Source organism: Variovorax sp. RKNM96, assembly GCF_017161115.1.
Classification (GTDB): Bacteria; Pseudomonadota; Gammaproteobacteria; order Burkholderiales; family Burkholderiaceae_C; genus Variovorax.
Window position 1 is genome coordinate 4219680 of record NZ_CP046508.1, and the last position, 20244, is coordinate 4239923.

Sequence of the window (20244 nt, forward strand, 5' to 3'; positions counted from 1 at the left end):
CGGATATCAAGGAGTTCTTCGGTGCCCATCAAAGCCTGCGACCACGTGCCCTCTTCCATCGCGCAACCTCACACGCAGCGTGGCTGCGAGGACTGCCTGAAGACCGGCGACACCTGGGTCCACTTGCGCCTGTGCGTGCACTGCGGCCATGTGGGCTGCTGCGACTCGTCGAAGAACCGTCATGCCACGCGGCATTCACGGGCCGAGGGGCATCCGGTCATCAAGTCCCTGGAACCCGGCGAAGACTGGATGTGGTGCAACACGCACCAGCTGCAGGTGGGCTGAAAGAGACTGCCGCAGGACGAATTCCCGCGCCGGCACGGGTTTGGATGGGCACGTATATGCTGCCTCCCTCCCATCACACACCTCCTTCTCCCGGAGCCCGAGACATGCCCGCATCGCCCATCGAGGTCTATTCCTGGCCCACGCCCAACGGCCACAAGGTTCACGTCATGCTGGAGGAGTGCGGCCTGCCCTACCACGCGCACCCGGTGAACATCGGCAAGGGCGACCAGTTCGCACCCGAGTTCCTGCAGATCAGCCCCAACAACAAGATCCCCGCCATCACCGACCCCGACGGTCCGGACGGCAAGCCGATCTCGCTGTTCGAATCGGGCGCGATCCTCGTCTACCTCGCGGGCAAGACCGGCAAGTTCCTGCCCACCGGCGACCGCGAACGCTACGACGTGCTGCAGTGGCTCATGTTCCAGATGGGCGGCGTCGGCCCGATGCTCGGCCAGGCGCATCACTTTCGCTTGTACGCGCCCGAGAAGATCGCCTATGCGATCGACCGCTACACCAATGAAGCCAAGCGCATCTACGGCGTGATCGACAAGCAGTTGTCGAAGAACAAGTTCATCGCCGGCAAGAGCTATTCGATTGCCGACATCGCCATCTTCCCGTGGCTGCGCAGCTGGGAAAACCAGGGCATCACCCTCACCGACTTCCCGCACCTGAAGGCCTGGTTCGACGGCATCGCCGCGCGCCCGGCCGTGCAGCGCGGCGTGAAAGTGCTGGCCGATCTGCGCCAGCCGCTCACCGGCGACAAGGAGCGCCAGGTTCTTTTCGGCAAGACTCAATACGAGAAACGCTGAGAAAGCCCGAGACCCGGTCAATATCCGGGCTAGAATAGAAGGCTTGTCGGGGTGTAGCGCAGCCTGGTAGCGCATCTGGTTTGGGACCAGAGGGTCGAAGGTTCGAATCCTTTCGCCCCGACCAAGTTTTCTTTTCAGTGTTTTCGTTTTTGCTTCTGTCCGGCCCGGAATCTGCCCGTAGCTCAGTTGGATAGAGCACCTGCCTTCTAAGCAGGTTGTCGGGGGTTCGATCCCCTCCGGGCAGGCCAATCCCTTATTTCATGCAGCTTCACGCTGCCTCAGAACTCGCACTTCTCACAGGGGTGGCGGGTTTTTCTTTGCCTCTCGCGATGTCGGGCCGCAGCATCGAATCTTCGTAATTTGTCGGTACTTCCACAGGTACCCGCACGTGGCCGAAAGCCAGGTACCGACAGCACGGGGATCACCATGCCACCGACCGACACATTCGTGAGGCATGTAAAGCACAAAAGCACTGAGATCGGCGAGCGCTACGCCGATGGCGGCGGCATGCATCCTCGGGTCAAGGCAGCGGGCAAGTACTGGCATTCCGTTGCGCCGCTGTCGACGGGTCTTCTACGAGCGAGCGAAGCCCATGCAGGCCCGATCCGTCCCAGGCAACTCGCCGTCGGCGTCAACGCACTAGAGGCTTGCCAGCATTCCGGTTGAGGATGCCTCGGCCGCCAACTCGCCCTCCGGGTTGTAGAGCGCAGCTTCGAGGAACGCAATGCGCTTGCCACGCTTGATCACCCGCCCTTCGAGACCTGGCCGCGCTCGCGCGCTTTCTGGCGCTTGCAGGGCGTGGCTGGCTGGTTGCGGTCGAGGCCGCTCTCCGACATCAGCACCCTGGCAGCACAATGTGAGCGTGGCAGTCACGCCCACCATCCCGTCAACTCGCAACATTTTTTTCAGGACTGATGTCGATGATCTACGAACTACGCGTCTATACCGCAATGCCTGGCCGGCTACCCGACGTTCTTGCCAGATTTCGCGATCACACCGTGGGCATCTGGAACCGGCTGGGAATTGGTCAACTCGGATATTGGACGACTGCAGTCGGACCTGACAGCAACGCGTTGACCTACATGCTTGTCTGGGAGAGCTTGGCCGATCGTGAGGCCAAGTGGGGCAAGTTTGTCGTCGATCCCGAATGGGTCGAGGTCAGAAAGGCGAGCGAGGCAGCCGGACCGATCGTTGCGAAGATGGACAACTCGTTCTTGGCGCCAACCTCTTTCTCGCCTGCGAAATAGTCTCTTCCACGGCGGACGGGATGGTTGGCGTCGCCGCCAATCCGGTAGCCCCGCCCGTCTTGGTCGTGCTGAGAGAGACAGCCAGTCAACGACCGCTTACCGGGACACCGGTCACCGAGAGATCGGAGCACGATCGGCGGCTTTCGGTCTGAAGCAGCCATCTAGCACGCGCGAAATTCCGTAGGTCGACTTGTGGAGCCATTCACGCTGGGCCTGCTGCGCGAGCGGCGTTCGGCCATAGCCGATGAGGGCCCACGTCGTGTCAAAGGTGCAAAACATCAGCAACCCGCCTGGCGCAGCCACGACGGCCCGCCTACGCTTGCAGGCTTGGCGGGCGGCGATGCTGCATCCCGATCTCGTAGTTGCAGGCCAGAGCAAGAAGCGCCGCTTCGCTCCAGAGCCTGCCCACGAAGATCAGACCATGACCTGTATTTGTCTTCCTGGTGCGGCTGTCTATATGACCAAGCCATGCTCTCAAACAGAGGATCAAACGGATTTCGAAGATGAAGCACAACAGCAGCGTTCACCGGTCAACCACATATAGATTCCGACCCGTTCCTCATGTGTTATCTGTCTGCCCCGAGAAGCTACTTCCTCGATCTTGGACAGCACCTCACCGATAGGAGGATGTGCTTTCCGCTCCATCGGAGGAATGGGCCATTCGGACCCGGTGCCCACGGCCAGCCAGCGGGGATCGACGTCGAAGTAATCCGCGATGGCAAACAGGCAAGTCGATTCGACGCCCTTGTTCCGACCCGAAAGCCAGTGCGTAATCGCAGGTCGGGTGACGCCGCAATGACGTGCCAATTCAGCTTTGCATCCGCGCCCTTTGGATGCGACGAGCTGGCCCAAGCGTTCCGAGAAGCCGCCGCCCAGTGCCATCGCATCGGCTTCCGAGGCGCCCACCATATCAACCCCCTCGAGACGCGCTGGCGCCATCCCGGGTCGCACGTGCGCGATCGACGAAACGCCTGGAAAGAAGTTGTTGTCTCCGGCAATTGGCGCAGAGATACAAGCGCATTCCGGGCAGCAGACGCATCCACATCCTTCGATGTATGCGTGACAGCCTTCTGGCATGGCACTGGCAACGAAAGAACAGCTGGATCATGAAGAACCGTTGATTGCTCGAGTCGGTCAGGATGGAATGAGTTGATCCGCTACCGGATTTACCGAAGGACAGCGCACGCGCAATCTCCAGCTGAATATTTTGCTTTCGTCTGTTCGCGCTCACGCGGACTATTGCGCATCGGAAGTGACCCGCATCACTATTCATCGGAGATCGATTCATTGGGATACGCAACCACGCATGAAGCCCTCGCCGCATGGAAGAGGCATGTCAGTTGTCCGATTCAAAAGAATCCGGGAGAGGCGGTGGCGCCCGCTGTCGGTAGTCTTCTTTTGACAGCTTTTTCTCCGCGGGCAGCAAGTTGCCAACGTCTGTCGAGCCAAAATCTGGAGGCACATGAATGCCCTCCCCGTCCCGCCGGACGAGGCCGCGACTTTCCATATCGCGCATGGTTTTATTGACCACTTCACGTGAGAGCCCGGAATAGGAGGCGATCACCGCCTGCGTGATGCGCTTGTCGTACCCGCCTGACCCGACAGGTGCAAGCTGCGTCAACTCATGAAGCACACGGCCCACCAGCGCCTCCGCGGACAGCGAAGAGATGCGTCGCAGTTGCCTGCGCAGCAGGCCCGTGCGCCGTAGCGTGAGATCGACCAGGCCCAGCGCCATTTCGGGGTGCTTCGCGCAAAGCTCGCGCACCGCTGCGACCGGGACAAGGTACACCGACGAAGGCAGAGCGGCGATGAGCGTGGACGCGGCTTGATAGCGATCTTCGCTGAGCAAAGGTCCGTGAAAAATGTCGCCACGTCGGATGAAGTCGGTCGTGACGTCAGCGTTGCCGACATTGCCGCGTGCCACGACCCGCAGCAACCCGCCGGTGACGCAGTACATGCGATCCGTCCATTCGTCGGACTCGATCACCAGGTCGTTGCGCCGGTAAGACCGAAACTCACTGCGCTGGATCAAGGCCGTTCGGTCTGCCGTGCTCAAACTGCTAAGAAGCGGGTGCAGATACATTTTTTGAAGTGCTGCATGCCCCCCGGGCGAGCGATCGCAGATGACGAAGCCGCCGTTCGTCCCGCGAGTTTCCAGGCGTTCATGAAGACACTTGAACACTGGCCTTCGTCAGGTGAAGAGACGTGGTTCGATCGAGCGGCGACCAGAGGATGCATCAACCCCTCATCGCGTTTCAGCGCGATACGTCGCCTTGGTCACGTCGAGGCTGCGCTGGATTGAACTCATCGTTGATGCAAGTCTCGGGGCTTCTTCGGTACCGCGCAGGTGATAGCCCTGAACCCATTGCACACCGGCGTCGAGTGCGACGCCCAGGTCATCTTCGCGCTCGACGCCGTCAGCGACGACGTACACCGCCAGATGGCCGCAGAGCGTCAGCATGTCGCGAAGACACTCGCCGCCGAATTCACTTTCCCGTGCCCGCCGAAGGAACGATGCCTCCAGTTTGATGATGTCTGGACGGCAGGCTTGGGCTGCCGCAAGGTTGCCACGCCCGGCACCAAAATCCTTGATGGCGATCCGGCAGCCAAGCGCCCGGAGCCTGGCGCAGAAGTCTCGGACCACCTGCAGACTCGAGAACGCCATCGAATCGGAAATCTCCACTGTCAGGCGGGACGCCAGTTCGGGAGAAGACTTCAAAGTCGACAGGACGGACGCCCACCAGTGATCGATTCGCGCGCTTTGTGCAAAGAGGCTCACCCCGAGCTGCATCAGGGGCTGATGTCTCAATGCGTCGATGACCTGCCGTACCACCAGCCTGTCGAACGCGCGAGTCAGGCCGAGGCGCTGCAAGCACGGCAGGAACACCTCCGGAGTGAGCGATGTCTGCTGGCCTGGGTACGTCAATGCGTCCGGGCGTGCTTCCCAGTAAAGCATCGATGCCGAAGCGTAGGCGTTGACGACCGGTCGCCATGCGAAAGTGAGACGCCCGGCCTGGAGCGCTTCACTCAGACGTACGGCCACGTCCATGTCGGCACGATAGTTCTGTCGCCACCCATCGGTGGGCTTTTCATGTGCATCGGGAAAGGGCTGAGCGGTCCATAGCGTGAGCTCGATCTCCGAATCGCCCATCTGGTCCGGCGCTTGCACATCGATCCAGTTCACATGCAATCGCGCCAACGCCGTGATCCCTCTGGCGGATATGGGCTCGCTTCCAAGCGCCGAGAGCAGCGATTCGAGTTGCTCGCTGGCGGACCGATCCGAAGCGGAGCAACCGTCTTTCGCGAAGAAATCGTTGCTCCACAATAAAAAGCAGTCATCGCGTAGACACGCAAGGTCGGCTTTGGCCGATGTCAGGAAACGAGCGCAAAGCCGCTGCCTGATCTCACGGGTCACGCTCCTCGCGAAATCCAGGTCATAGGCTTCAGCGAGTTGCGGCAGATTCTCGATAAGAACGAAGGCGCAGGCTCTCCGGATGGGCGCACGGGGTTGGGGCTGCGAGACTTTCCGAGAGGAGCAATTCCTTGGTGCCTGAGTTGGCACCGTCGACGTGCGCGACGGAAAGGGCATATCGGCGATCTGCGGGAGAGCGGACATTGGATCCTCGATGGACGAATTTTTCAGAGCTGGAAAACGCGTGCTTCATTAATGGTCTCCGCCCGCCAGATTGGGTGAACGGAGGTCGCGGCTTGATCAGACGTGGACGTACGCACATGTCCCCTTGGCTCCCCGCGCGGCGGTTGGCGGCCTGAATGCGAAAGGGAGGCACATGCACAGCCGACGAAGAGTTCTGTCCGCACGAGATCCGACTCAAAAGGGCGCCATGGCGCTGCCCTTCGAACTGGCAGCGCAGCCGATCCATGGAGAAATTCTTGTAGCGGCCCTGGCGGCCTTCGTCGTCGACGAAAGCTGGCTCTAAAGACCTTCACCCGGCGAACTCCGTAGGCAACTGATAACAAATTGATACTACGGATATCAGTGGGCTTTCGCATTCACTTTTGATTCATGAATGTGTCCCAGCTCACAACTCGCCGCGATGAGCATGAGATGCCATCGTGTGATGGGCCGCCGCAGCACCTGACGGTCACGCAATTGCTCAAGTTGCGCAGGTGTCCGCAAACCGGACATCCAGCGTCCTGGGATCATCCAGCGGCGCGCCATCGGCGCGTGCAAGTCATTGATTTCAAAGCTTCATGCGCTGGCACGTTGCGTGAGATGTCTTGGACATCCATCACCAAGGGGCCACCCAATTACATCCGCCCTCACCGTCTTCGCGACCGCGTGCCTGCTGGCGAGCAGCACCGCCTTGGTGCGCCGAGGCGCAGCCGCAGCCGGCCGAGCCGATGTCTCCGCCGCCGCCTGAAGCCCGCGGCGCGGTGGCTATCAACCCACGTGCGGATGCCGCATCCCCTTTTCACTCGAACTGATCGTCGGAAACCACTGCAGTCCCGTGAGCCGTGCGGACCGGGTTGATCTTGATTTTTGCTAACGCCCATGTCTTTGCACAGCCTCCTCAAACGCCTCCCGTTGTCCGAGCGCGAATTCCTGGTTGGTCGCAGTGAGCTCAGGACATATCGGCGCAGCGAGACTCTGTACGCCAAGGGTGAGCGGAGCGGCCAAATATGCCTGGTGGCTACCGGCCTGCTTCGGGTGGTGGTCGATGACGATGTCACAACCGACTTCATTCGCGAAGGAGATTTCTGCCTGAACCTCGAGATGAGCGACGCGGCACTCCATGCAAGAGCCACCCTCGTCGCAGCCTTGCCCGCTTCCGTCTATTTCATTCCGGCGGAGGACATCTGGGCAATTTGCAGAAGACATCCCTCGGTGGCGCTTGAATTTCTCAGACTCGTCATGAACCGCATCGCAAACCTGCGCGTCCATTTGCACCGCATCTCTTCACTGCCGTCAGAACCGCTGATCACCTGCGTTCTTCATGAACTCACCTCTTTGGCACCGGCCCGCAAAGGAGGCTACGACAAGCGGATATCGCAGGAAGTGATTGCCTCGTATGCGGCACTTTCGCGCGAAATCGTCAATAGGACCATGCGCAGCCTGGAGCTGCGCGGTTTGCTGTGGAGAGACGATCACGCTGTATATCTGCGAATGGACGCCAGAAATACGCCGCGCTCATCGCTGCCCGACGACTCCTGAGATACGGGGTCAACGACGGGGTCAACGTCGAAGCAGTTCAAGGCAAGAGGATCAGGTCTCCATGCAATTTGTGAGACGTCAGATCGCAACTGCCATCCAACGAATCGACATCTCGCCCATTCGTCGAGTTTCCGAGACATCGCGGCGACCACTCGGATGTGTGTCCTGCATCACAAGTGCAGTAAGAAACAACGCAGTGCTCGACCCGGGTGTTGCTTTCGAAATTTATAGTCGGCTCTTACGCCTTTCGTTCTCATTGCATCAAAGCGCATCCAGATCACTTCCATGCAGATAAGCAGCTCGGGACAAGGCCGGTCAATTGGTGTATCGACCGAATATGAAGCCGCTTGGTCGTCACGCTCGTCGGATGACGATACGGTCCCCTGCCGGTTCAACCTGCACTTTCAGACTGGCGAGAAATATCGCGCGGCCTTCCCGGTAAGTGCATTGTTCCGTCTCGCATCTCGCTCGGAAGTGAATCACTGGCTGTTGGAAAGCAGTCCGTCTTTTAGGACCGACCGAGATCTCGTTCTGCGATACACGATCGATCTTCGCCGGGAAAACGGGTCTCGATTGCGCCTGGAGGACATCGTCGAAGACGCTCGAGCGGCCGCCATGATCGCGGCGGTGTTCCTTCAGAACTTGAGAGACTAGAGGCTTGGCTCCGCGAGTTGCACAGAACGCACTGCGCCAGGGGGAAACGGCAAGGGTCTAGGCATGAACACCACTCAGGCTTGATACCGAAGCGGTGGCAGGCGATACCGTTACCGTGAGCTTCGCTGTTGCATGCCGAAATTCCGGGACCGCGAATTGCTGCCAGTCGCAGCCCTCTATTTTTTAAGCTCTGCGTTTGATACGACCATCGCAGAGCAGATCGCGGCTGCCACCGCAAGCAGCAGCGCCGTCCGACCACTAGCTGCCGGCGGCGCTTACCGTGGTGTTTACGACTCGGGCTGTTCAGCGTCGAAGGTAGCTGCGAAAGAGCCCGCAAAGCAAAGCGGCCCCGAAGGGCCACACGCTCGCTTGCGCATTGCTGCGCGATGCTTACTTCTTCTTTGCAACAGCCTTCTTGGCGGCAGGCTTGGCGGCCGCGACCTTGTCAGCCTTGCGCTTGGCTGCCTTCGGGTCTACCGCTGCCTTGAACGAAGCGCCAGGCACGAACTTCGGCACCTTCTGCGCCGCGATCTTGATCTTGGTGCCGGCCTGAGGATTGAAGCCGGTGCGCGCCGCACGCGCGACCTGCTTGAAAGTGCCAAAGCCGACGATCTGCACGGGATCGCCCTTTTTCACGGCGCCGACGATCGCGCTGGTAACGGTCTCGAGGATGCGCGCAGCTTCGGCCTTGCTGACGGTGTGGGTGGTGGCGATTTTTTCGACGAGTTCGATGCGGTTCACTGTTGATTTATTCCTATGACGAGAGGTCAGGCTCAGGGCCTGTGCCCACCGCAGGCGGATGCCCGCGGCGAGCGGCGGCAGTGTAGCCGCAGTGCCGAGAGAACCTGGCCCCCGGCGAACCGAACGACGCCCGCGCTCGTGGCCCAGAGAGAAGCGGCCGCCGCCGTCAAGGCCAGAGCGGCGCACCCATGCGCGTCGCAATACCCTTTGCGACCTGCCCTTGCGCAGCGTAGGACAGGTACGGGCAGCCGGGGTCGCTTTTGGCGGATAGCGACAGTCTTCATGAAAGGGGAAATTGCTTGTGCACTGAACGGGCATTCAAGGGAGTACGCATGGCGGATTGTTTGATCGACGGCGGGACGGCAGGCGGGCGCGTCAGGGGCCGCCGCGTCCAGCGTGCCAATAGCCTGACATGGAGGACTGGCGGCGGTCGCCGTCGGCAAACAGGAGGGCGACGATGGCCCGCGGGAGCTTCGCTGCGGCAGCCCGCCACCGGAAGGCCGCGCGACAATGAAGCTTGAGCCGATGGACTTTCTGCGCGAACTGCAAGGGCGCAAGTTTCCGCTCGCCGTCACCGGGCAGCCGGGCGTCACTTGTGTGGAAATGCTCCACACGGTCGGTTTCATCGAGGCCGTCGTGATCTCTTCGGATCCGAGGCACGCCGAGGCACGGGTGCATCAGATCACTGAACTCGGCCGCCAAGCGCTGGCGAAGCGGTGATGACACCCATCGGCGATTGCGCCCACACGCGCCGCAACTACGTCTCACAGGACACCCGGGGTCCGAAACGATGAACATGAAGTTGATCCGGACGATTCTGGAGATTGCGGCGATGCCGCTGTTCGCTGTCGCGCTGTTCGCAACCGGACTCATCGCGGCCTTTGCGCACCTTCTGGCTCTGCCCGGTCTTTATCTCTGGGAGAGATACCAGGAGAGCAAGCCCGTGTCGCCAAGACGCCCGCGCGCCGATCCGTGAGGAGAGGCAAGTCGACTGCAATCGAGCATCGCTGGTCATCGGGTGTTGCTCACCGAGCAAGCTGAACCCCAAAGCAGCAAAAAGGGGCGGAGGGCTCTGCTCGTCGCGAGCTCAGGTTCCGGTCGCGACACCCGCGAGCGCGGCCACGAGACTACGCAAACTCGTAGTGACTGCTGCGCCACTGAAAGCCGCGCGCCAGCGGCATCGACACGCACCATCCATGAAAATTGCCGGGCCCGAAGACGGTCCCATGCGGCAACGCGAACGCCCCGGCGCATACACGATGGAACACCTTGCCTGCTACTGGCGCGACGCCGACCTCGCGGCGCTCCAGTTCACCGCCAATCGATTTGTCCAGCGCGAGATCCGGCCGCACCGGCACGGCGGCTTCATGCTGTCGGTCTCGGACACCGAGCTGCGTGTGCGTACAGGTGCGCGTGTGACGGTGGTGCCCCCGAACACGCTGATGCGCATCGCGCCCCAGGTCTGGCATTCGGTGCAGGCAAGCGCCGCACCCTGGCGCGAGGAAGCGCTCTACTGCAGCCTCGCGGTCGCGTGCTGCATCAACCCGAGCGAAGAAACCGTGCAGGCCCTGCCCGCCGAAGGCGATGCGTCCCTTGCCGTCTTCCCTCAGCCGTCCGCCGCGCGCGAATTCGGCGAATGCCATCGCCTGCTGCGCGACGCCGCGTATGGCGGCAACCTGGAGGCGGGCATCGCCGGCCGCGCCTTGCTGCGCAGTCGGCTGCAGCAATGGATTCCGGTCACCGCCGAACCCGGGCTTTGCAGCATCGGTTACGCCCAGGCCATGCAGACGGCGCGCGCCGTGCAGGCCGTCGACCGCGGCGACGAGCGCGTCCACCGGCTCTACGGCCTCATTGCCGCCGGCTTTCATGAACAGCTCACGCTGGAAGAGCTCGCGCAGGAAGTGGGTTGGCATCCGGTGCACATGCACCGCCGCTTCAAGAGTGCGTGGGGGTTCACGCCGCACGAGCTGCTGGTGGGTCACCGCATCGAATATGCGCGCGACCTCATCGCCGGCGGCGCGCGCGTGACCTATGCCGCGCATGCGGCGGGCTTCAGCGACCAGAGTCACCTGCACAAGACCTTCATGAGCACCTACGCGGTGGTTCCGGGCGCCTACCGCCGGCTGTCCGGGCTCGACGCGCTGCAGCCACCCGCCGCGCGCAACGGCATCGCCGGGTAGGCCGGCTCCGCGCGTCCGACTTCGCGCCCCGCTCCCTGCCTTACTCCACCCTGATCCTCGTGCCGTTGAGCAGGTAGTCGGGGTCGTCCCTGCGCACCTCGACGACGCCGTCCATCAGCGATGGCCTGTAGCGCGGGTTGAGATTGAACAACTGCGACAACGCTTCGCTGAACTCCTCCTTGTCGCGCTTGCCCTTGTCCTGCGCGATGCGGCTGAAGCTCGAGCGTTCCAGGACGCCGCCGTCGACCCGCCAGTAGGTGGCGGGAGCGGGTTGGTCGGGACTGGTTTCGGGCGGCTGCGGCCTGGTGGTCGGCGCCACCGGCGGAGGCGCCGGTCGCGTGAGACTGGGTGCAGGCGCAGGTTCAGGCGGGGCCGAGGACTCCGGTGCCAGCGATTTCGACGGCGCGGAGACCGCAGATCTGCCCGGTATCGAGACGCCGGCCGCTTCCAGTTTTTCTGTTTCCGCCAGCGACATTTCCGAAGCGGCGACCAGCGCCGCCACGCCGGGCGCCAGCACCACCAGCGGCGGCAGGCCGCGGCGTATCCAGCCCTCCGAGGCCTTGGTCGGATCGAGCTTGGCCGTCCCCAGCGGCGCGTTGAAATAACTGGTCAGCCGCGACTGGTACACGATGGGTCCCATGCCGCGGTTGGCCCTGGCCTCGCTCAGGTAATCCCGCTTGAGGGCCCTGAACAGGACGCCGCTCGCGCCCACCTTCATCAACTGTATGCCTGCGAGTTCGTGCAGCCCGGCCTTGAAGTACATGACCCCCAGGATGGCGTCGCCGACCCCCATGCCGATCACGCCGGTCGCGTCGCCCCAGGACGAGAACTGCGGCAGCCGGGCGACCTTCGAGGGTTTCAGCAACGGCTCTCCCTTGTCGTTCAGGCCGGTGTGCATCAGCGCCTTGGTATCGCCCAATCCCACGATGAAGCGCCGCACGAAGCTGTAGTCCTCGGTGGATTCGTACCGCGGAACCGGTCGCCCGTTCTTGCCGACGGGAATGGAATGCGCGGGCGGGGGCTTGTCCGATGCCTGGGTGCCCCTGGCTTCGATGTCCTTGCCCGAGCGTGCCTTCACGATCGACGCGTAGCGGCCGGCGACGCTCGCGCCGAGCCCGGTCATGTTGGCCCAGGTGAAATGGATGCTGCCTTCGTTGCCGGCCCAGTTGCGCGCGCCATCGAGCGTGCCCTGGTCCCACCTCCATTGCTGGGCGGCGGGATCGAAGATGTTGTTGAGGTAGAGGCGGCTGCCGCCGGAATTGCTCAGTGCGAAGCTCGTGACGCGCATCCCGAGCAAGGTCCGGCCCAGTGGCGACGTCTGCGCCATGATCTTGCCCGGCGACCCATCCAGCACCTTTGCCGCCCCCTCGTCCGAGGGGTTCGCGCGCAGGGTTTCGGCCGCCTGGTGGATCGCATGGCGATCGGCCTTGGGGATGCCGCGCAACGCGCCGCGCGCGCCGGTCGCGTGGCGCTGCCCCGTGTCCAGCGGCAGGCCCTGGAGGGTCTTGAGCGCGGCGTCGATCTCGGCCGCCTTGGTGCTGCTGGCGAGCGTCTCGACGGCGGCTGCATAGCGCTGGCGATCGACGCCGGGCACGTTGCGCAACAGCCGTCCGCGGATCGCACCCGTGTACTGGGTCGCGCGGTTCACGTCGGGCGCGGTCATCAGGAACGCCGCCGCGGCGGCGTTGCGGGGATCGGCCTGGAACTCGCCCAGCGCCTTCGCGTACCGTTCGCGCAGTGCCGGCGGCACGCGGTGCAGCATCCCGCGCCTGCCCGTAACCTGGCGCGCGCCCAGCTCGATCACGCCCTTGGTCACCGTATCAAGCGACGCCTGGTGGGTCGGATCGTGCGCCAGGGTCGCCAGCGCCTGGCGGTAGTCGGTCCGGCCCCCTCCGATGCCGCGCCGGGTCGCGTGCCAGGAGTCGAGGTGGCTCGCCAGCTGGAACAGGGCCGCGTCACGCTTGTCCTTGTCGCCGATGTTGCGCAGTTGGGCAAAGAGGTCCTGGTGCTCGGCATCGAGGTGCTTGGTCAACCGGATCTTCGTGCCCTGCTTGAGGCCCGCGGCGGCGCCGCGGTACATGAATGCGTGGAAGGCATGCCGCAGGATCAGGTCGCGCGCACCCACATAGGTGGCCAGCGATGCGCTGCCCATGCTCCAGCCCAGGCTGCCGCCGCCCAGGCGCACCCCGGCGTAGAAGACCAGGCCGGTCCCCATGATGTAGCCCGTCGTCTTCGCGGCGAGCTTGACCTTGTCGCGCCGGGAGAAAACCCTGTCGTTCTGCGCCAAGGTCTTGTTCGGATCGACGAAGACGTCGCCGGGCTTGGGCGCATGCGCGGCCGCGCGGTTGCTGACGCTGATCGGATGGATGGCGCCGTCGCGACGTATGCCGACGATGCCGTCGACCTGGTCGGTCCTGAAAGTGCCCGTGGCGGCCACCTCGGCCAGTTGCGTCTTGGGCCCAACCAGGCGCACCACGCCGACCAGATCGTGGCCAGCGGCGCCTGGCACGACGCGACCTGCCTGGGTCAGGTTATTCATCCAGCTGCGCAATCCCGACGGAGCGGCGGTCGGCGGCATCGGCTGTGTTTTCGCGATGGCGGCGGCAGCGGCGCGCGCCGACTCGAAATCCGAGAACACATGGGAGCGGTCCAGCAGTTCGATGCGCGCGGCCGGGCCGCCTTCCTTGGGATTCAGGAGGCCTGCGTCGCGGGCCAGCACGAAACTCACGCCGTCGAATTCCGGTGCGCCCAGAAAGTGCCGGGCATCGCCGCGCGCCCACTTCGAGAAGCGCTGGCGCAAAGGAATGTCGCGCACGGCATGGCCGTCGGGTGCGCCCGCCCTGGCGAGGTAGTGCGTCTGATCGATGTCCGCCTGTGTCGGCTTGCGCGTTGCGGCCTGCACATCGGCCAGCGTCGACTCACCGGCGTAGGCCGGCCGTGCGTTGGCCCGCAGCGGATTGAGGACCGCTGCGGCTGCAGGGTCCGGTTGGCGTTCACGCGCAGCGCGCCTTCGATCTCGGCGACTTCGGCCTGCCCCCGCTTCGTGACCAGGGGTTGGTCGGGCGGAGTCACGACGCGATAGACGGTGGCGCCCCCCATCCGCTCGGCCGCCGCGGCCGCACGCTTGAAGGTCGCGAAGGTATTCCTGGACTTCGCGGGGAGAGGGTCGGTGCCGAAGAGGAACTCCACGGGCCGGTTCTGGGCGACGACGAACCGCGTCCGTCCGTCGGGCGCGTCCGCCATCAGCCGCGCCTGGACCTGCGCATGTTCGCCGGACGGCCGCAGGCCGCGCGGCAGGCCCGCCACCACCGGTTCCTTCGGATTCGGTGTCGCGGCGACAGCGTCCTGGTAGTTCGCGAGCCGGCTGCCCGAGATGACCGTGGTGTCGACCGGCGTGCTCCCGCCCCTGTGCGTGACCAGCACCTGGATGCTCGGCGCCTCGAAATCGTCCACCACCCGCCCCGCCTGCGCGTCGACGAACTCCGGCGGCCGGCCTTTGCGGCTGACGAAGTTGAAGCCGTGCGAATCCATGGCGTGCCCGTTGAGCACCACGTAGCCGCGCGAGCCGGGCGGCAGCGAAGCCACGTAGGCCCGCGCGTCCCCAGCGTTGGCGAAGCTGCGCTCGGGCATGTCGCCGTGGAGCGCGCGGACCGGGTCCAGCGTCTTCCCCGCCGACGGCACGGCCTGCATCCGGAGCCCCGGATGGCCCAGCATGCGGTCGAACGTGACCATGCAGTTGACACAGGAGGTCCTGGACCTGGTCGGATTGACGGTGCGCCCCAGTCCATGTTCGGCGCCGTGCGTGATCTGCCAGCCCTCGCCGGATCGCGGGGTCAGGGCGGCTTTCATCGTCAGCGCATCGAGCATCGTCTTGTAGACGACATGACCGGCCGTGGGCAGTTCCAGCCGCACCGTGACCGGAGCCGGAGCCGGAGCCGGCGCAGCGGATTCGCGAAATGGCGCCAGGGGATCGTGGACGGCCTTCATGCGCTCCTGTTCGCGCGGCGATCGAACACGGTGCCAGGGCGGGTCGGCAACGTCCGTCGGAGAGCGCTGCGCCGACTCCGTTGCAGGGCGCGATGCATGCGGCCGGCCGCGCCCTCCCCCTGGGGCCGTTGCGCCCTCGGCGCCGGCCGCGAGGTCGAGCCTGGGCAGCGCCCGGGACAGCGGCAGCTTCACCGCAGCCACCGAAGCCAGGTCGAACTTGTTGTCGGCCGATGGGGTCGGCGACACGGGCTTGCGGGCTGCGGCCGGCACCGCGGGCAAGGCCGCCGCGTCGGCATCGGGGGCCGCGGCCGGACTGCGCATGCCGGGCACCGAGCCGGCCGCGGGGCGATGCGTGGCCGCATTGGCGCCCGCGGGCCCGGACGGATCGACGATCCTGCCGTTCGCGCCGAAGTGCGAGACCGTGGTGTTGTGCACGCGCAGATAGCCCCTGGCGAGCGGCCCCGAGGCGAAACCGAGCGCGTTCATCGCCAGCATGCCGAGCTGGTTGGCGCGCTCGCTGCCCTCGAGGTCGTTCCATTGGCTGTGCAGGTAGCGCGCGCCCTCCTCCAGCGCAACGGCGCTTCCGATGTCCAGCGGCCCCGTCCGCCTGAGCAGGCCCACAGGCAGGTTCCTGAACGGCCGCGTGAGGGCGCTGACGGGCTCGCCCCAGGCCTTCGCACTGTCCGTCAATCGCTGGAAGGCCTGGAAGTGCTGCTCGGCCACCGCCGCGCTGCCGCCGCTGCGCCCGGCCTCCGCGGTCGCCGCCCGCAAGGCATTGCGCGCGCGCATGGCCTGCACGGTCGCCCGCGTGGAGGCGCCGATCACCGGCACCGTAAGCACCGAGAGGCCCATGTTGAGCATGTCCAGTCGCGACTGCGCGGTGTTGAGGCTCTGCCCATGGCTGGCGCTCTGGGCGAGGTTCATGGCGGAGGTGGTGAAGCCGTAGCCCGCCGTCAGCAGGGTGAGCGAGCCCGCGGCGATCATCGCGCCGGGCGCGGCCAGCGTGCCCATCGACCCGACCGCCAGCGCCACGCCGGCCACCAGGCCGACGCCGGCCACCACCCAGTCCACGGGCGTCTCGCGCCTGAAGGTCTCCCAGCCGGTCTCGGTGCGCGCGTCGCCGACGAAGAGCTTCACGTTGCCCTTGTCGTCCAGCGAGAAGTCGCCGTCGCTGGGCATGGCGAGCTTGACGCCCTGCGCCGGCAGGCTGTTGTTGGCCCGGTAGTCGTCCACGCTGTCATAGGTCCAGCCCTGTTCGTCGACGAACTCCACCTCGCCCGGCCTGTCCTTGTTCTGGACCTTGAAGATCGCCGTCTTGACGATGCCGCCATCGTCCCGCTCCAGGCCGTAGACGACCGGCACGACGGTCACCCGCGCGTTCTTGCCGCCGTCCTCGACGATCCGGTCGGCGATCTTCTCCAGCAGTTCCTTCTGCGTCTTGGGCAGTCCGCCGTACAGGTCCTGGCTGCGGCGCAGCCGGTCGTTCGTGGCCGGCGCCTGCGGATCGAGCTCGACGCTCGGCGGCCACCCCAGTGCATCAGCCACCACGTTGCGCAGGTGCGTGCGGTTTGCCATCTGCGCCGGCAGGCCGCCGTTCTCCACGAAGTGTCGATTGACGAGCGGCTGGGCGAGCTCCCGGGTGAACTCGTTGAAGACCCCGGCCATGGCGCGCGGGTCGTCATGCAGCTCGGGACTCAGGTTGTCGGCGAGCGTGCGGTACTGGATGGCGTCGGCCGCATCCAGCGCGCCGGCGGCGCGCCAGCGATCGGCGTGCTTGTCCCTGGCCCTGGCCGCCGCGAGCGCCTCCCAGGTCTCGCTGCCACTCTCGGACATGCCCGGATGGGCCTTCTTCCATTGATCGTGCGCGGCTTCGGCCGCGTCGAGCTCGCGCGTGGCGACCTCCTTGTAGTGCGCGTTGCGCGCGGTGTACCAGGCGTTGCGCGATGTCTCGGCCCGCGCGTGGAGCTCGTCCGCCCTCTCGCTCGGGGCCTTGCCATACGAGCCGGGCGACCGGCCGGCGCGTTCGTTGGCGTCGTACTGCTGGCGCGCGCGGTTGGCGCCCTGCCACATCAGCGCATCGTCGACCGCCGTCCGCTCGGCTTCGGCGATGGCGACGCTCGCCCGGGCGTCGTCGCGTTCGTGGGCAAGGCGCGTCCTGTCGCCGGAGGCGGCGTCCAGCGCGGCCTCGGCGCCCGTGAGCGTCTTCCTCGCGTCGACCACCTTCTGGTCGACCTCCTTCTTGCGCGAGGTCAGGTCGTCGGCAAGGTGCAGCGCCGGGACGGGCTTGCCGTCCGGTCCCCGGAGCGGCGCTGCGTCCTTGGCCGGTGGCGCGTCGGCGGCCATCTGGCGGCGCGCCTTCACGACATCGTCGCGCGCATCCTGGGCACGCGTCAGCCGGCCGCCACCGCTGCGCTTGTCGGTGTTGGTGGCGTCCCAGAGCTTCGCGGTGGCCGGGTGCATCTCATAGCTGCCCTCCTTGACCATGTGGCCCATGGTCAGGTCGCTCTCGCGCCCCGAGATGTCCGAATTCTTCTTGAAGCGCACGGTGTAGACGCTGCCGCAGGGGTTGAAGCTGACCTCCACGTCCTCGGGCGAGAGGCCGCTGGGCAGGCCCCTGGGATCGACCCCGCCGTCCTTCCCGGGGAGGATGCTCCAGGTCGGGTCGTAGTCCTCGGGGTAGACCTGGTCTTCGATCGTGTCGCCGAACGTGGAGCCGTAGCGCTTCTCCTCGAACTGGGTCTTGGCGGGCCTGGCGAAATCCGTCGTGTCGTACGCGTAGCGCGCGCCGAGCGCGGCCTGCTTGGCGCGCTCGAGCTCGAGCAGGGTCTCGTGGTCGCGCACCACGAGGTCCAGCCTGTCGTACGCGGTCTTCGCCTGGTCCCTGCTGGCCTGCGATGCCTTGCTGCCCGGCGCGGTCAGCTCGGCGACCTTGTCGGCTTGCTTTTGCAGCGCATCGCGCGCGGCCGGCAGCTTCCTGTCGGCGATGTCGGCTTCGGTCTCGGGGTCGAGCCCCGGCTTCGCCGCATCGGCCGCGCGCTGCGCATCGCGCGCCCTGGTGCGCAAGCCGGCGAGGTCTGCGTCGGCGATCTGCTTGCCCGCGAGCTGGTCGTACTGCGCCTGGCGCAGGTCCTGCATCGCCTCGAGCGCGGCGGCATCCTTCTTCGCGGCGGTCTGGTCCTGCAGCGCCACGCCCATCTCGGTCGGCGTGCTCCTGGGGCCCCGCGGTTCGGGCGGCGCGTACGGCCCCTGCGGATGGCCGCCCTTCGGACCGAAGCCGGCGCGGACCGTGTCGACCTTGCCGCCGGCATCCGCCAGGCGCGCCCGGATGCCGGCCGCATCCTTCGTGAAGCGCCCCGCATCGATGTTCGGCGCTCGGCCTTCGCTGCCGATCAGGTCGTTCTGGATTTCGCCCAGGGCCTTGGCGGCGGATGCCGCGCGTGCGTCGGCGGCATCGGCCTTGCGGTGCGCGGCCCACAGGCGCTCGACCACCGGATGGAGTTCCATCTTCACGTCCTCGTCCCCGCCGAGGTCGAGCATGTAGTAGAGCTTGCCGTCGATGTCCTTGACCTGCTTCTCGTCCACCCCCTTCTGACCGGGGACGATGTCGAATGTGAGGTCGTAGCCTTCCGGATATTCGGTGGTCTCGCGATCGCCCTGCAGGAAGTTGCCGTGGTGCTTCACCTTGTAGGGCTGCGGCTGAGCCGCCTTCGCGGCCTCGTAGGCGGCATCGGCGTCCTGGAGCTCCGCAGCGCTGTCGCTCTGCTCCAGCGCCGCGGCGGCGTCGTCGCGCATCGCATGCATGAGGCTGCGCGCGTCGATCGCGAGGTCCAGCGCCTCCCTGGCGGCATCCAGCTGCTTCTGCTGGGGCTGCGCGTACGGCCCGATGGGGCCGGCGCTCGCCTTGGCCTGCTCGTAGTCGCGCAAGGCCTCGCCAGCCTCGAGGTCGGCCACGCGAGCGCTGTAGTCGGCGGGGACGCTGCCCACGAAATCGCGGGGCCTGTTCGGGTCCTCGGGATCGGGCGCGGTGCCGCCGTAGCGCTTGACCAGGCCGTCGAGATGCCGGTTGGCTTCGTTGGCAAGGCTGCGCAGACGCGCGGCTTCGTCCCGGGCGTATTGCCTGGCGTTCTGATGGTCGGTGACGGTCGCGCCGTTGCCGCCTGAGCCGCTGTCGAAGCGCTTCGCGGAGGCCTCGGCCTTGCCGGCCGCAGCGTCGGCCGCCTTCGCGGCCTTGCGCCCCTCGGCCAGCTGCTTCTGCCCTTCCCTTTCGACACCCCACTGCTCGCTGCGCAACTGGCGCATGGCGGGGGATTCGGACTTCACCGCATCCCCGGCCGCATCGATCTCCTTGCCCATCTGCGCCGGCTCGAAGATGCCGTCCTTGTCGATGGCATCGCGCAGCTTCGCCGCTTCGTTCCCTATCGCCTCCTTCGGGTCCTTGCCCTGCGCCTGTGCCTTGACCGCGGCCGCGCGCATGTCCTGCTGCGCGGCAGCCAGCCACTCGTTCACCGATTTGTCGAGCGCGGCGACATCGTCCTTGGCCGGCTTGACGCCGGCGACCTGTGCATCGAACACCGGATCGGCCGCCTTGTTCATCTTGTCGAGCAGGCTGTTCGACCCCTTCGCCTCTTTCGGCGCGGCGGCTGTGCCCGCCTTGCCGTCCACCGGCGGCTCGAAAAGGGCCATGGTCTTGTCGGCCGCCTTCACGTCAGCCTGCGCGGCCAGCGTGGCTTCGGAGGGCGCGTCGTTCGGCCGGCGCTGGCGCACATCGTCGAGCCTGGAATCGGCGAGCCCCTGTTTCTTCTCAGCCAGATGAGCCGATACCTCGGACTTGAGCGCCGCGGTCTCGTCCTTGTCGGCCTGGGTGCGCAACTCCCGCGCCTCGACCTTGTCCGCCTTTGCCCTGCTCTTCTCGGCCTTGGCTTCGGCGGCTTCGGCCGCCTTTCTTGCCTCGTCGGCCTTCTTGCGCAGTTCCTCGGCGAGCTTGCGCGCGGCCTCGGCGGCCTTCCTGGCTTCCGCTGCGGCGATGCGCGCCTGTTCTTCGGCACGCTGCCGTGCCTCTTCGGCCCGACGAACGGCGGCCGCGTGCTCGAGCGTGGCCTGGGCCGACATGTGGGAGAGGGCTGGGTTCGAAGGGATGGCCATGGCGGATCGTGAAACCTTGAAAGGGG

At 65.5% G+C, this 20244-nt stretch carries 15 protein-coding genes and 2 tRNA genes; 11 read left to right on the forward strand and 6 right to left on the reverse strand.

Annotated elements, in window-relative coordinates; genetic code table 11:
• The first annotated feature begins 21 nt into the window (after nt 1–21).
• The 6 genes from GNX71_RS19440 (at nt 22) to GNX71_RS19465 (ending at nt 2341) form a co-directional block, all read left to right on the forward strand.
• Complete coding sequence (locus GNX71_RS19440) at nt 22–285, forward strand: UBP-type zinc finger domain-containing protein (RefSeq protein ID WP_206173832.1); 264 nt, start codon at nt 22–24, stop codon at nt 283–285.
• Nucleotides 286–389: 104 nt separating this feature from the next.
• Complete coding sequence (locus tag GNX71_RS19445) at nt 390–1094, forward strand: glutathione binding-like protein (protein WP_206173833.1); 705 nt, start codon at nt 390–392, stop codon at nt 1092–1094.
• Between the two features lie 47 nt (nt 1095–1141).
• Nucleotides 1142–1218 (forward strand) — tRNA-Pro (locus GNX71_RS19450).
• Between the two features lie 47 nt (nt 1219–1265).
• Nucleotides 1266–1342: transfer RNA gene (locus tag GNX71_RS19455), tRNA-Arg, on the forward strand.
• Between the two features lie 178 nt (nt 1343–1520).
• On the forward strand, nt 1521–1760 hold the full coding sequence (locus GNX71_RS33565; protein WP_241026982.1) for a hypothetical protein: 240 nt from the start codon (nt 1521–1523) through the stop codon (nt 1758–1760).
• Between the two features lie 254 nt (nt 1761–2014).
• Nucleotides 2015–2341, forward strand: a complete 327-nt coding sequence (locus tag GNX71_RS19465) for an NIPSNAP family protein (RefSeq protein ID WP_206173834.1) — start codon at nt 2015–2017, stop codon at nt 2339–2341.
• A gap of 486 nt (nt 2342–2827) precedes the next feature.
• Here GNX71_RS19465 and GNX71_RS19470 read toward each other — a convergent pair whose 3' ends face one another.
• From GNX71_RS19470 to GNX71_RS19480, 3 genes are all read right to left on the reverse strand, one after another.
• The gene (locus GNX71_RS19470) at nt 2828–3250 is read right to left on the reverse strand and encodes a helix-turn-helix transcriptional regulator (protein ID WP_206173835.1); all 423 of its coding nucleotides are present in this window, start codon (nt 3248–3250) and stop codon (nt 2828–2830) included.
• Between the two features lie 427 nt (nt 3251–3677).
• Nucleotides 3678–4373 carry a Crp/Fnr family transcriptional regulator gene (locus GNX71_RS19475; protein WP_241026983.1) on the reverse strand — a complete coding sequence of 232 codons (696 nt, stop codon included), beginning with the start codon at nt 4371–4373 and terminating at the stop codon, nt 3678–3680.
• A gap of 213 nt (nt 4374–4586) precedes the next feature.
• Nucleotides 4587–5957 carry an EAL domain-containing protein gene (locus GNX71_RS19480; RefSeq protein ID WP_241026984.1) on the reverse strand — a complete coding sequence of 457 codons (1371 nt, stop codon included), beginning with the start codon at nt 5955–5957 and terminating at the stop codon, nt 4587–4589.
• A 930-nt stretch (nt 5958–6887) separates the two neighbouring features.
• On the opposite strand from GNX71_RS19480, the gene GNX71_RS19485 reads away from it, so the two are divergent.
• Nucleotides 6888–7514, forward strand: a complete 627-nt coding sequence (locus GNX71_RS19485; protein WP_241026985.1) for a Crp/Fnr family transcriptional regulator — start codon at nt 6888–6890, stop codon at nt 7512–7514.
• Nucleotides 7515–7799: 285 nt separating this feature from the next.
• Complete coding sequence (locus GNX71_RS19490) at nt 7800–8168, forward strand: hypothetical protein (protein WP_206173838.1); 369 nt, start codon at nt 7800–7802, stop codon at nt 8166–8168.
• Nucleotides 8169–8558: 390 nt separating this feature from the next.
• Here GNX71_RS19490 and GNX71_RS33695 read toward each other — a convergent pair whose 3' ends face one another.
• On the reverse strand, nt 8559–9227 hold the full coding sequence (locus GNX71_RS33695; RefSeq protein WP_277401726.1) for an HU family DNA-binding protein: 669 nt from the start codon (nt 9225–9227) through the stop codon (nt 8559–8561).
• Between the two features lie 207 nt (nt 9228–9434).
• Between GNX71_RS33695 and GNX71_RS19500 the strand changes: the two genes are divergently transcribed.
• The 3 genes from GNX71_RS19500 to GNX71_RS19510 all read left to right on the forward strand — a co-directional run bounded on the left by GNX71_RS19500 (nt 9435) and on the right by GNX71_RS19510 (nt 11089).
• Nucleotides 9435–9629 (forward strand): hypothetical protein, encoded by a 195-nt coding sequence (locus GNX71_RS19500; RefSeq protein ID WP_206173839.1) that lies wholly within the window; start codon nt 9435–9437, stop codon nt 9627–9629.
• Nucleotides 9630–9699: 70 nt separating this feature from the next.
• Entirely contained in the window at nt 9700–9885 is a 186-nt protein-coding gene (locus GNX71_RS19505) for a hypothetical protein (RefSeq protein ID WP_206173840.1), read from the forward strand.
• A gap of 220 nt (nt 9886–10105) precedes the next feature.
• A complete protein-coding gene (locus GNX71_RS19510) occupies nt 10106–11089 on the forward strand; it encodes an AraC family transcriptional regulator (RefSeq protein WP_206173841.1) in 984 nt (327 codons plus the stop codon).
• Nucleotides 11090–11129: 40 nt separating this feature from the next.
• Here GNX71_RS19510 and GNX71_RS19515 read toward each other — a convergent pair whose 3' ends face one another.
• Both GNX71_RS19515 and GNX71_RS19520 read right to left on the reverse strand, forming a co-directional pair.
• Complete coding sequence (locus tag GNX71_RS19515) at nt 11130–13904, reverse strand: hypothetical protein (RefSeq protein WP_206173842.1); 2775 nt, start codon at nt 13902–13904, stop codon at nt 11130–11132.
• Nucleotides 13814–20218: a DUF4781 domain-containing protein gene (locus GNX71_RS19520; RefSeq protein ID WP_206173843.1), complete on the reverse strand. Its 6405-nt coding sequence runs from the start codon at nt 20216–20218 to the stop codon at nt 13814–13816. Before GNX71_RS19520 ends, GNX71_RS19515 begins: the two co-directional genes overlap by 91 nt.
• Nucleotides 20219–20244: the final 26 nt, after the last annotated feature.